This window comes from Streptomyces pseudogriseolus (assembly GCA_002154585.1).
Lineage (GTDB): Bacteria > Actinomycetota > Actinomycetes > Streptomycetales > Streptomycetaceae > Streptomyces > Streptomyces pseudogriseolus.
The window spans coordinates 1-12,172 of sequence record MUNG01000124.1 but is presented as its reverse complement, the minus strand read 5'-3'; the positions used below and the strand labels follow the sequence as shown (position 1 = coordinate 12,172).

The following is a 12,172-nucleotide window of genomic DNA, read 5'->3' as shown; positions in this document are numbered from 1 at the left end:
CCGAGGAGGGACCCACCCCGCTCTGGCTGGACCCATGCGGAGGCCCGGTCTCAACTACTCAGCCGAGCCCGAGCCGTTGACGGCAACGCTGACGGCAACCGGGGCGGACATCAGCGCACACCAGCAGACGGCGACGGACTGACAACTCGCGGCCGACCTGCGAAAACCCAGCTCGGAAGAGCATGTCCTCCACACGTACTATGTGCTGGCTGAAAGTACGCCGCTACTGGTGCACAATTCTGGTGGTCGAGGGCCGTGTGTCGCCGGGCAGCTGGGTGAGGCGGCTGCTGGAATCACCAAGAACACCGAGAAAATTCGCATTAATGGGCGCGATCGAATACCGGACGAGCTGGACCATGCAGCGGGTGTGATCGGCGAGGTCAAGAACGTCAGGTACCAGCATCTTTCGACGCAGATCAAGGATGATCTGCAGTATGCTGCGGCCAACGGGTACCAGATGCGCCTTTACGTGCGAGGAAGCACGCGACTGTCCGGTCCTCTGCAGGCCAGGGTAGACTCCGGTGAAATCAACCTCATCAGGAACTTGCCATGAGCTACGACGAGAACCCGCCAACTGCAGGACGACGCCTCACTAGGGCCGAGAAGCAATCATTTATTGATGCTTCTGTTTCCCTCGAGTCGAAGGCGCGCGATCCTCATGTGAACAAAAGGAGGCATCTGTACGCCGAGAGCGCAGCTGGCGTACTTGCTGATCTCGCGGAATGTGGATTCGAAGTGCAAAGCGTCGGGGAGCTGCGCCAGTCAGGGTTGAAGTATCAGGCAGCGGTGCCAGTGCTCTTGGGCTGGATTCCGCGGGTCAGCTACCTTCCGCTAGTTGAGGACATCGTCAGAACTCTGTCCGTCGGTTTCGCCAAGAAGGATGCCTTGCCAGTCTTCTTGCACCTGTTTCGTTATCCTCCCGAGGTTGAGGATCGGATGCGCCCCAAAACTTCACAACCTGCCGAGGAGCATATTAGGTGGGTGATTGGGAACGGCCTCGGCATATTCGCGAGCCCTGCAGTAGCTGATGAATTGATTTCACTTGCCATGGCTCGGGAGTATGGGGATGCCCGAAGTCAGATCGTTCTGAATCTTCCAAAGGTGAAGAGCGGCGACGTTCCCAGGGTTCTACTGGAGCTACTCGACGACCCGACAGTCGCGGCTTCTGCAATCGAAGCGCTCGGGAAGATGAAGTTCGTCGAAGCCCGTGAGCGGATTGAACGTCTACTCGACCATTCGGATACCAATGTTAGGAATCAAGCGAAAAAGGCGCTGAAACGCATCGGCGGTTGACCTTGCATTATTGACGGAGAATTTGTGGAGCCCTGTCGGAGTTTGCCTGGTGAGGCTCCTGGGGTGCTTGACGGCAACATCAGCGGATGCGAGTTTCTTGGCGCGAGCACCGTCTGCCCCGCACCGGATCAACCAGCTTACCGTCCAGATCCACTGCGTCTCCCGGCGTCGTGTGCTTTCGCGCGACGTCTGTGCTGAGGAACGCCACCCCCTCGTCATCGGCCGATGGCCTACGGCGACTACGACTTCGGTCGCAGGAAGCCGCTCCTCACGACCGCCACCGCACCCTGTGCTCCGCCAGATGTGACAGCACCGCGTGGTTCGCCTCCCAGCCGTCCGGGAACTTCACCAGCGTTCCGAGCTGGACCGGTTCCGTGGACGGGTAGTCGTCCAGAAGGTCCGTCACGCCCTCGCGGCAGACCACGATGCAGGCGTGCCGGTGGCGGGAGGCCAGGACGCAGAGACGGCCCGTCTCCAGGTGGAAGGCGGTGGCGTCGGGGCGGCCGGAGAGCGGGTGGAGGACGACCGTGACGTCGTACTCACGGCCCTGGAGGCGGTTCGCCGTGTCGACGGTCACGTCGCTCACGCCCAGGTCCGCCAGCGCCGCGCGCACCGCCGCCGCCTGGTCGCGGTGGGCCATGCCGACGGCGACGCGGTCCGCTGTGAGCGGGGTCGGGTCGTCGGAGCGTTCGGAGACCGCCGCGCCGCCCCGGTCCAGCAGGCGGCGGACCACCTGGGCGACCGCCCCCACCGCCTCCGGGTCGGTGCGCGGGGTGTGGCGGGCGGGCAGCTCCAGCAGGCCCCAGCCGGTCTCCGCCGCCTCGTCGATCACCCGGTCCGGGCCCGAGCCGTCCGACGGGACGGCCAGAGTCAGGGCTCGGTCGCCGTGGTCCGTGCCGCTGCGGAACGGCGTGAACGGATAGAACGCGTCCGACACCAGCGGCGCCGCCGAGGCGGGCAGCCGCCAGGACACCGGCAGACGGTGCTGGGGGAGGTCCGGGTTGTGCGCGAGGAGGGTGGTCACCGCCGAGCCCGACGGGTCGTACGACAGGCCCGCCCACTGCTCCGCACCCACGATGGAGAACGGGTCCAGCTGCCCCGGGTCGCCCACGAACAGCGCCCGCTCGAACAGCCCCGCCACCGCGAGCAGCGCGTCCGAGCGCATCTGGTACGCCTCGTCCACGATCGCGTGCTGCCACGGCTCCACGTTCTTCACGTGCGCCCACTTCGCCGCCGTCGACAGCACCACCGGCAGCCCCGCCAGGTCCGCCGCCTTCGCCGACGTGCGCACCTGGTCCAGCGCGTCCAGCGCCTTGTCGTACGGGTCGGTGTCGCTGCTGTGCAGGCGGCCCACCGGCAGGTCCGGGTTCTTCTCGGCGAGGCGCAGCACCAGGTCGTCGACCTGCGCGTTGGTCTGCGCCACCACCATCAGCGGGCGGCCCGCCTCCGCCAGCTCCAGCGCCGCGCGCACCACCAGCGTGGACTTGCCGGCGCCGGGCGGGGAGTCGACGACCACACCGCGCGCGGGGCCGTGGAGCGTGTCGTGGAGGATCGCGTCCGTGGCGCGGGCGGCCGCGGAGCCGGGGTCGAACGCCGTCTCCTCGACAGGGGCGGTCACAGCAGGTCCTCCTCGGTCACCGGGTCGGCGGGCTCGGGGGCGGGCTCCTCACCGGGCGGGCCGCCGTGCGTCCACGGCGTCTCCTCCGGGTCGGGCAGCTTCGCGCCGCCGCGCGGCTCGTGCTCGAAGAGCGTGAAGCACAGCCGGTCGCCCTTCTCCGGCACCGAACCGGGCTCCGGCTCCTTGCCCCGGCCCATCTTGTCCATGATCCGCAGGATCAGCAGACCGTCCTCGGGGCCCGCCTCGTACCCCGCGAACTCCGCCGTCTGCGGCTTCCCGCCCAGCGAGCGGTACACCTTCACGCGCTCGCCGAGATGCGGCCGGTCGTCCGTGCGGACCGTGACCAGCGGGCGGGGGCTCGGGCGCTTGCTCTCGCTGTACGCCATCACCACGTCGACGACCTCACCGGCGAACGCCTCCCCGGACAGCCGCCGCGCCGCCATCACCAGCGGGTCGTCCAGCGCCTCCTGGGCCTCCAGACGCGCCTGCTCCCGCTCGCGGGAGGCCAGCTTGTTCGCCGCCGTCACCGCGTCGTCGCGGCGCGGCTGCGGCGGCTCACCGGCCGCCACCCGGTCCCGATGGCTGGTGAACGACCAGCGGTCGCGAGTCCAGCGCTCCTCCACGCGGGCGCCCTCCGGCAGCCCCCGCAGCAGGTCGAGACCCCGCCACACCGCGTCCCAGGTGGGGCGCGTACGGCTCTCCACCAGCGTGCGGATCTCCCGCTCGGCGGCGGTCAGGGCGCCCAGCCGGTCGTCGGCCTCCACCCCGTCCTCGGCGGCGGCGAGCGCCGTACGCGCGCGGTCGTAGCGCTCGATGGCCGGGGCGAGCAGCTTGTTGTCGAACGCCGGGTCGGTCGCCGGGCCCGCGGGCGGGCACACCAGCTGCCCGTCGGCGTCCCGCGCCAGCTCCGCCTCCGCGGCGGCCTCCGCGCCGGAGCGGCCCTCGGGCGGGTCGATCCAGGCGAGCAGCGCCCCCAGATGCTGGTCCTCCAGGGTGGACTGGCCGGTCGCCCAGTGGCGGCCCAGCACGTCCGTCATGGCGAGCAGCAGGCAGGAGCCGGGCACCCGGGCCCGCTCCCCGAAGTGCGTGAACCAGCGGCCGAGCAGCGGCACCCGGGGCGGCGCCGGGAACGGGGTCTCCGGGTCCTGTTCCGCCGTGCGCCGGAACCGCATGGACCGGCCCAGCAGCCGCACCAGGTCGACGCCGGACCGGCTCGGCACGATCAGCTGGGGCGCGTCCGCGCACAGCTCGACCTCGACCTTGACCCGCTTGCCGGTCTCCGGGTCGGTCTCCGCGCGCTCGGCGGCCTCCACGGCGTCCGCGAAGTCGTCCACGTACGGCAGGACGACATCCGCCAGCTCGGCGAGGAACGCGAACCGCAGCTCGCGGTCGCGCGGCTGCGGCACCACCAGCAGCCGCGGCGCGTCCCGGTCGGTGCCGACCAGCGCGCCCAGCGGGGCGCCGGCCTCACCGGCGGTGATGAGCGGCACGAACACCAGCGGCCGCTCCGAGAGATGCCGGTGCCGGACGGTCGCGGCCGGCTGGGCGCGACCGGTGTCGACCGCCTCGAGCCGGGCGAGGGTGGAGATCAGCGACACGCGGCCACCTCCCGTGTCCCGTCAGCGGTCTCCCGCGCCGCCCCGGCGGCGGATTCCAGCGCCTCCGCGCGCAGGGCGGCGGCCCGGCGCAGCGCGGCCACGGCCGGGTCGTCGGGGTCGCCCGCCTCGCCGCGGGCCGCCGCCAGCACGTCCCCGACCGTCGTCAGACCGCCCAGCTCCGCCCGCACCGGCCGGCCCAGGGAGGTCACGGCGCCGGCCGCGCGGGAGCGGTCACGGCAGTGGAAGGCCAGCTCGCACGCGGACAGGCACTCGGGCGCGTAGGTCGCGGGGACCGACTCCACGGCCTGTTCGAGCCGCTCGGCGGGCAGCTCGGGGGAGAAGCAGGTGCCCTCGGGGAGGGTGTCGGCGATCTCCTCGATGCGGGTGAGCCGGGCCAGCTGCCGCTGTGTGACCGCGCGCTGCTTGCGCACGTCCACGGCGGAGGCGGTGGGCAGGTTGGAGAAGTCCTTCGGGCACACCAGCAGCACGCGGTGACGCACCCGGGGCGGCGGGTCGAGCCGCTCGGCGACCCGCTCCAGCGCCAGCACGTAGACCGCGGCCTGGCGGGCGGCGGCGCCGACCTTCGCCGGGTCGGCGGCCCCGTCCAGCATGGGGAACGACTTGATCTCCACGACCGTCCAGCTGCCGTCCGGATGCACCACCACCGCGTCCGGCTCCAGGAACGCCGGCGAGCCCGCCACGTCCAGGGCGAGCATCGGATGGTCGAGCAGCGTCCAGACGCCGGGCTCCCCGGCGGCCTCGCGCAGCGCCAGCTCGGTGCGCGCGGTACGGCCCTCGGGGCCCTGTGCGGTGAGGTCGGGCACGCGCGCCTCCGCGGGCGGCTCGGCCCCCCGGTCCAGCTTCTCGTGGGCGAGGCGCAGCAGCTCCGTGCCGCCGTCGGCCTTGACCTTCGCCTCGAAGGCGTTGCCCCGGACGAACGCGAACTGCGACTGGCCGAAGACCGAGGGCGAGCCGAGCGCACTCGCGAGCGCCGCCTTGTTCACCCCGGCGCCGTCGAGGATCGCGCGCCGTCTGCACCCCGGGTTCGCGGCGAGGGCGGCGAGGGCGCGCGCGTCCAGCGCCTTGGCCTGCGTCTCGGGACCGCGCAGCTCAGCGAGCCGGTGCCGGAGCCCCTTCCCCCGCGTCCGAGGGTGAGGCACCCGGTCCGGCTCCTGGTCCGTACCGCGACTCGGGCTGCCGCTGCCGTGGAATTCGCTCACCCGCGGAAGTCTGGCATCCGGCACTGACAATCGTGGCATCCGTGGCCGGAGAGGCCGCCGGGACGGCCGCCGGGACGTCCGGCGCGCCGGTCCGGAAGCGGGCCTTCACGGTGTCCGCGTACCGCAGCACGTACGGGGCGAGCAGGAAGCCCGCGCCCATCACGGCGGCGCCCGCGACCGCGTCGAGGAAGTAGTGGTTGGCGGTGCCCATCACCACGATCGTGGTGACCAGCGGGTAGACGACCGCGGCCGTCCGCGCCCAGCGCCCCCGCCCGTACTTCCAGAGGATCACCCCGCACCACAGCGCCCATCCCACGTGCAGGCTGGGCATCGCCGCGTACTGGTTGGTCATGCCGCCGAGGCCCCGCGGGGCGCTCGCCTCGCCGCCCCACCAGCCCCAGGAGCTGTAGTACGCCATCGTGTCCACGAAGCCGTGGCTCGGGTCGAGCAGGCGGGGCGGGCAGGTGGGCAGCAGGGTGAAGCCGATCAGGCCGATGAACGTCGACGTCATCAGCCAGGTCCGGGCCGCCCGGTAGTGCACCGCCCGGGAGCGGAACAGCCACACGAGGAGCGCCGGGGTCACCAGGTAGTGCAGGGAGGCGTACCAGAAGTCGGCGGGTATGCCGATCCACGGTTCGCTGGTGAACAGGCGGTTCAGCGGGTGCTCGGCGTTGAGGTGCAACGCCTTCTCGATCCGCAGCAGCGCCAGCCCGTGGTCGACGGCGTCGGAGACGTCGCCGCGGACGACGAGCCGTCCGGCGGAGTAGCAGGCGTACACGAGGAGGATGAGCGGCAGCTCCGTCCACCAGCGCATCCGGGTCGCCGGGACCGCCTCGGTGCCCGGTGTCTCGGTGTGCGGCATCCGATCGCTCCCCCTTCGTCCTCGTGCTGTCCTGGTCGGCGGCCAGCCACTCTACGGTGTGTGCGCGCCTTCCCGCGTACACGCCTTCGGAACCGGATAGACGCGGAGATCGCCCCCCGGGTTGCCCGTGACCAGCGTGAGCGATGATGGACGGGTCCCGCCTGTGAATTTCCCGGAAGGTTCCCCATGGCTCCGCGCATCCTGCTGGCCCGGCACGGACAGACCGCGTGGTCGCTGTCCGGCAAGCACACCGGCAGGACCGACGTGCCGTTGCTGGAGGAGGGCCGCAGCGGGGCGAAGCTGCTCGGGGAGCGCCTGCACCGGCCGCCGTACGACGGGCTGCCGGACGCCGAGGTGCGCACCAGCTCGCTGTCCCGCGCGCGGGAGACCTGCGAGCTGGCCGGCTTCGGCGACCGCGCGGAGCACTGGGACGCGCTCCTGGAGTGGGACTACGGCGCCTACGAGGGCATGACCCCGGCGGAGATCCAGGCGGTGCGTCCGGGCTGGCTCATCTGGCGGGACGGGGTTCCCGAGGGCGAGACGCTCGCGGAGGTGACGGCCCGCGCGGACGAGGTGGTCGCCTGGGCGCGCTCCGCCGACCGTGACGTGCTGGTCTTCGCCCACGGCCACATCCTGCGCTCGATCGGCGCCCGCTGGCTGGGCCTGCCGCTCGACTTCGCGGCGCGCATACGCCTCAACCCGACGTCCCTGTCGGTCCTGGGCTGGGCGTACGGCGAACCGGCGGTGGAGAGCTGGAACGACGTGGGGCACCTCGTCGCCTGACGCGGCTCTCGAGCCTGTGTGACGCGTCTCTCAAGCGCGCCTGACGCGCTTCTCCACGCGCGCGTCGGACGTCGCCACGCGCGCGTCGGACGTCGCCACGCGCGCGTCGGACGTCGCCACGCGCGCGTCAGGCGCGTGGCGCCGCGCCGCCCGCCGTGAGCAACGACTCGACACCGTGCAGGAAGGTCTCGCCGACCAGCTCGGGGTCGAAGAGGCAGCCGGCCGCCATGGCGCCGTCCCGGAGCATCACGAAGTGCCGTCCCGCCGCGTCGGCGGGCTCCATGCCCACGCGGCCGAGCAGCTCCGTGACGGTCTCGAGGAACCACTGCCGGTGCGCCAGCACGGCCCGGTGCACCGGATGGTCCGGGTCGGGGTACTCCGCCACCGCGTTGAGGAACGCGCAGCCGCGGAAGCCGGGGGAGCGGATGCCCTCGGTGATGGCCCGCGCGACCGCCCGTACGTTGTCCGCCGGGGCGGCGTCCGCGGCCTGCGCGCCGGTGATCTGCGCCCGTATGCCCTGGTCCGCCAGGTCGAGATAGGCGAGGACCAGCTCTTCCTTGCCCTTGAAGTGCCGGTACAGCGTCGCCCGGGTGACCTCGGCCTCCTCGATGATCCGGTCGACGCCCACGGAGTGGATCCCCTCGGCGTAGAAGATCCTCGTCGCCGTTCCGAGCAGCCTGGTCCGCGCCTCGGACGGCTTGCCGCTTCGTGTGACCCGACTCATGGGTGCGAGCGTACCAAAGCGTGAGGGAGAACGTTCGGTCTTGACGAGTGGGCAGCCCTGGGTCTTCAATCGGGGGAGACCGAACGTTCTCCCTCGCTACGTCGCCACCGAGAGGCATACCCGTGGACACCCTCGTCACCACCACCCACGCCCCCGCCCCCACCGCCGCCCCCGCGGCCCTGCGCCGGCTGTACTTCGTGCGCTTCGCATTCGCCGCCGTCTGGGCCGCCCTGCTGTTCACCGCCGCTGACACGCTCGGCCCGCTCAGCGCGACGCTCCTGGTGATCTATCCGCTGTTCGACGTCGCCTGTGCCGTCGTCGACGTACGGTCCGCCGCCGCGGACGGCGGTCCCGTGCGGAACCTGTACCTGAACATCGCGCTCAGTTCCCTCACCACCGTCGGCCTCGCCGTCGCCGCCACCTCCGGCATCCCGGCGGTGCTGCGGGTCTGGGGCGCCTGGGCCGTCACGGCCGGTCTGGTGCAGCTCGTCGTGGGCGTCGCGCGGCGCCGGATGGGCGGGCAGTGGGCGATGATCGCGAGCGGCGGCATCTCCACCCTCGCCGGCGCCTCGTTCGCCGCGCAGGCGGGCGGCGCGGACGCCTCCCTGAAGTCCCTGGCCGGCTACGCCTTCCTGGGCGGTGTGTTCTTCCTGGTCTCCGCCCTCCGCCTGGGCCGCGCCGCGAAGAGCGCGTGACCCGGCCCGGACACCGCGGGGTCACGCCGGCGTTCCCCCTGCGCCCGCGGGGCCCCGCGGCCCGTACCCCGTGTCGTGTGCCTCCCGTGACCCGTGGGTGTCACACCATGCGGGGCAGGGAGGCGTGCCGGTCCAGGAACTCCGAGACGCCGGACGTACGGCGGTGCGGCAGCAGCACCCGGGAGGTGCCGGACAGCATGGAGCGGACGCGGGACGACTGGACCTCGCCCAGCAGGTCCAGGGCACGCATCCCGGCCTGCGCCGCCTCCTCGGGCCGCCCGTCGCGGGCCAGGTCGTCGGCCAGCTCCGCCGTGTACAGCGCGATGTTGCGGGTGAAGTGCGGATCCTGCAGCTCCGCCGCCCGCCGGGCGTGCCGCGCCGCGCGCGTCCAGTCGCCCAGCGTGGACCAGCACTGTGCCTCCAGGCCCTCCAGCTCGGCCTCCCCGTAGAATGTCATCCACTCGGGGTCCGCCTCCCCGGGTCCGCGGTCGAAGTACGCCTGGGCCCGGATCAGCGCCTGTTCGCAGCCCGCGCGGTCGGCGAGTCCGGCCCAGCCGCCCGCCTCGCGCAGCGCCAGCAGCGACATCAGCCGGGGCGAGCCGAGCGGCCGCGCCGCCCGCTGGGCCGCCTGCGCCGCCCGCACCGCCTCCCGGGGGCGGCCCGCGTCCCGGGCGAGGAACGCCGTGTTGCAGAACGCGTGCGCCTCCAGCGCGGCGTCGCCCGTCACCCGGGCGGTCGCCAGCGCCTCCGCGTAGTGCGAGCGCGCGTCGTCGAAGCGGCCCGAGTCGTGCGCCAGCCAGCCCACCGAGATGGCCAGTTCCCCCGCGCCCGAGTACAGCCGGTCCGCCGTGCGCTGCCGGGTGGCCCCCGCGTCCAGCAGCGCGTACGCGGCCCGCAGCGGGGCGGCCGCCCTGCGGTAGAGCCCGTCCGCCCCATGGCGGTCGTCGAGCACCCGGATCCGGCGCACGGCCTCCTCCAGGGCGCACGCGTCCGACGTCCCCGCACGGCGCACGGGGCGCTGTGCCGCCGAGGCCTCCGGGGCGAGCCCGTACGGGCTCAGGGTGGCGGCGGCCACCGTGGCGCCACCGCCGGTCATGAATGCGCGACGCAGCACGTCGCTCTCCTCGTGGTCGTGCGGGTCGTACGTGTCGTACGGGTCGTACCTGTTGTGCGTCTCATACGGCTCGGACGCCCCGCTGGTCTCACTCGTGGCGTTCGCCGGGTTCTCGGGCGGGGCCGCGGGCTGGTCCCCGGCGGCCCGGGTCCGGCGCCCGCGGACCGACGAGCGGGGCGCGAAGCCCAGGTCGGTCAGCGTGCGGCCGGGGAACATGTGCAGGAAAACCCGTTCGTAGGCGTAGTTGGGGCAACGGATCTCGCCCGCCTCCACCCGGTGCACGTACCGCGCGTCACAGCTGACCCGCTCGCCGATCTCGCGGGCGGCCCGCCGTACCGCCGCGGCGAACTCGGCCGGCGAGCGCGAACCGCGCAGGTGCCGGAAGACGAGATTCGGCCGCGGTGGCCGAGCTGGCTGGGACGAGGGCACCGATGACGACGCCATGGCCGGGTCCTCTCTGCGAACCGTCGAACCATGCCGGAAACGGGGCGGCTTGTCCGAGTGCCACCCTGTTTCCGGCGGGCATGAACGTACCTGCTGTGACGGGCTGGGTACGCTGAGTTTGGCCACATACCGGATATGTCATCCGTGATCTGCCATGAAGTGCCATCCTTTGCGGCGGACTTCCGGCGTAGCCCTTGACGCGCGGGCTCGTTGAACTCTGTGGACCGGGAGCCCCCCGACTCCCGACCCCTCGTCCGAGCGTGATCCGTGTGGTGGAGGCCGGGATGATGACGACCAGCCGGAAGAACGACCCCCTGGAACCCGCCGGTCCGGACTGTGACGTGGTCACTGTCCCGGCCCGGCAGGGCCTGGAGGCGGTGGACATCCTGCGGCGCGGAGCCGGGGACGCGGTGGGACCCGTGCTGCACGACGGCGGCTGCGGCACCCTCGGCTTCCTGGTGCCGCCCGGTACCGCGGCCGCGTGGGACGTCCCCGGCAGCGTCTGCACGGAGACCGACGGCCGCGGCATCTGTCTCACGCCCGACCGGCCGGCGGAGGGCTCCGACTGGCTGGTGCCGCCCGGAGAGGCCGACCTGGCGACCGATCCCGCCGTGCTGCGCGAGGCCCTCGGGGAGGCCCAGCGGATGATCGAGGCGGCGGACGGCCGCAGTTGAGCACCCGGGCGGACGGTGAGCGGCCGGCCACCGGGCCCGGGCGGGGTGCGGACGCGCCGCCTGGGACAATGACCGCATGGCACGGGGCAGGAGCAGCGCACGGGGACAGGCGGCCGCCGAGGCCGTCACCGAGCAGGTCGACGGAGGAACCGCCCGGCTCGTCCCGGACCGCGACCGTTCGCGCGCCTGGACGCTGCTGATCGACGAGGCGCCCCAGTCGCACGTCGACCTGGACGACCCCGCCCACCTCTCCTTCGAGTACCAGCGCCGCTTCGGGCATGTCGTCGACCTCGCCGCCCCGCCCGGCAGGCCGCTGAAGGCCGTGCACCTCGGCGGCGGCGCCTTCACCCTCGCCCGGTACGTCGCCGCCACCCGCCCCCGCTCCACCCAGCAGGTCGTCGAGCGCGACGGGGCGCTGGTCCAGCTGGTCCGGCGGGAACTGCCCCTCGACCCCAGGGCGCGGATCCGGGTACGCACGGCGGACGCCCGCGAAGGGCTCGCCAAGGTGCCCGAGGGCTGGGCGGACCTCGTCGTCGCCGACGTCTTCAGCGGCGCGCGCACCCCCGCCCACCTGACCTCCACCGAGTTCCTCGACGAGGTGCGCAGAGCCCTCGCCCCCGGCGGCGTCTACACCGCCAACCTCGCCGACGGGCCCCCGCTCACGCATCTGCGCGGCCAGATCGCCACCGCCGCCGCCCGGTTCGCCGGACTCGCGCTGATCGCCGACCCGGCCGTGCTGCGCGGGAAGCGCTTCGGCAACGCGGTCCTGGTCGCCTCCGACGCGCCCCTGCCGATCGCCGAGCTGACCCGCCGGGCCGCCTCCGACCCGCACTCCGGCCGGGTCCAGCACGGCCGGGAGCTCACCGACTTCACCGGCGGCGCGGTCCCCGTGACCGACCTCGGGGCGGTCGCCTCACCGGCCCCGCCCGCCGGCACGTTCCGCTGACCACGCGCCAACAGGCCCCGCCGCGGCGTCAGTACGTCGCGATCTCCACCCGCGGCGGGCCGTCGTGCCAGGTGCAGAACACCGTCACCCGGTCCGCGCCCGCGGCGAACTCCACCCGGATCCACGTCTCCGTCTTCCACACCTGCATCGACCAGCCCGCCCCCGGCGTCGCTGGTGTCGGCGACGCCGGGGGCGGGCTGG

Annotated in this window: 12 protein-coding genes; 6 read left to right on the top strand and 6 right to left on the bottom strand. The window is 72.8% G+C overall.

Going from position 1 to position 12,172, the window contains the following annotated elements; translation table 11 throughout:
* Positions 1 to 202: 202 nt before the first annotated feature.
* Together CCN29_RS12815 and CCN29_RS34875 are read left to right on the top strand one after the other, a co-directional pair.
* Entirely contained in the window at positions 203 to 553 is a 351-nt protein-coding gene (locus CCN29_RS12815; RefSeq protein ID WP_442538348.1) for a putative toxin, read from the top strand.
* Positions 550 to 1,293 carry a HEAT repeat domain-containing protein gene (locus tag CCN29_RS34875; protein WP_107481693.1) on the top strand — a complete coding sequence of 248 codons (744 nt, stop codon included), beginning with the start codon at positions 550 to 552 and terminating at the stop codon, positions 1,291 to 1,293. The genes CCN29_RS12815 and CCN29_RS34875 overlap by 4 nt, the downstream gene beginning before the upstream one ends.
* Before the next feature lie 268 nt (positions 1,294 to 1,561).
* Here the strand turns inward: CCN29_RS34875 and CCN29_RS12810 are convergent, their stop codons facing one another.
* Genes CCN29_RS12810 through CCN29_RS12795 form a run of 4 tightly spaced genes read right to left on the bottom strand, consistent with a single transcriptional unit; the run spans position 1,562 to position 6,591 of the window.
* Positions 1,562 to 2,911 carry an AAA family ATPase gene (locus tag CCN29_RS12810; protein WP_086681845.1) on the bottom strand — a complete coding sequence of 450 codons (1,350 nt, stop codon included), beginning with the start codon at positions 2,909 to 2,911 and terminating at the stop codon, positions 1,562 to 1,564.
* A complete protein-coding gene (locus CCN29_RS12805; protein WP_006131577.1) occupies positions 2,908 to 4,509 on the bottom strand; it encodes a hypothetical protein in 1,602 nt (533 codons plus the stop codon). The genes CCN29_RS12810 and CCN29_RS12805 overlap by 4 nt, the downstream gene beginning before the upstream one ends.
* A complete protein-coding gene (locus CCN29_RS12800; protein WP_006131576.1) occupies positions 4,500 to 5,669 on the bottom strand; it encodes a hypothetical protein in 1,170 nt (389 codons plus the stop codon). Before CCN29_RS12800 ends, CCN29_RS12805 begins: the two co-directional genes overlap by 10 nt.
* Positions 5,620 to 6,591 (bottom strand): phosphatase PAP2 family protein, encoded by a 972-nt coding sequence (locus CCN29_RS12795; protein ID WP_006131575.1) that lies wholly within the window; start codon positions 6,589 to 6,591, stop codon positions 5,620 to 5,622. Before CCN29_RS12795 ends, CCN29_RS12800 begins: the two co-directional genes overlap by 50 nt.
* Positions 6,592 to 6,777: 186 nt before the next feature.
* Between CCN29_RS12795 and CCN29_RS12790 the strand changes: the two genes are divergently transcribed.
* Positions 6,778 to 7,374, top strand: a complete 597-nt coding sequence (locus tag CCN29_RS12790; RefSeq protein WP_031060239.1) for a histidine phosphatase family protein — start codon at positions 6,778 to 6,780, stop codon at positions 7,372 to 7,374.
* Between the two features lie 127 nt (positions 7,375 to 7,501).
* On the opposite strand, the gene CCN29_RS12785 is transcribed toward CCN29_RS12790, so the two are convergent.
* Entirely contained in the window at positions 7,502 to 8,098 is a 597-nt protein-coding gene (locus CCN29_RS12785) for a TetR/AcrR family transcriptional regulator (protein WP_086681842.1), read from the bottom strand.
* 122 nt (positions 8,099 to 8,220) lie between these two features.
* On the opposite strand from CCN29_RS12785, the gene CCN29_RS12780 reads away from it, so the two are divergent.
* The gene (locus CCN29_RS12780) at positions 8,221 to 8,793 is read left to right on the top strand and encodes a hypothetical protein (RefSeq protein WP_006131572.1); all 573 of its coding nucleotides are present in this window, start codon (positions 8,221 to 8,223) and stop codon (positions 8,791 to 8,793) included.
* Between the two features lie 100 nt (positions 8,794 to 8,893).
* Here CCN29_RS12780 and CCN29_RS12775 read toward each other — a convergent pair whose 3' ends face one another.
* Complete coding sequence (locus CCN29_RS12775) at positions 8,894 to 10,351, bottom strand: NsdA family TPR-like regulatory protein (RefSeq protein ID WP_006131571.1); 1,458 nt, start codon at positions 10,349 to 10,351, stop codon at positions 8,894 to 8,896.
* Positions 10,352 to 10,638: 287 nt separating this feature from the next.
* Between CCN29_RS12775 and CCN29_RS12770 the strand changes: the two genes are divergently transcribed.
* Complete coding sequence (locus CCN29_RS12770) at positions 10,639 to 11,025, top strand: hypothetical protein (RefSeq protein WP_031017383.1); 387 nt, start codon at positions 10,639 to 10,641, stop codon at positions 11,023 to 11,025.
* Between the two features lie 76 nt (positions 11,026 to 11,101).
* A complete protein-coding gene (locus tag CCN29_RS12765; protein ID WP_031017385.1) occupies positions 11,102 to 11,971 on the top strand; it encodes a spermidine synthase in 870 nt (289 codons plus the stop codon).
* Positions 11,972 to 12,172: the final 201 nt, after the last annotated feature.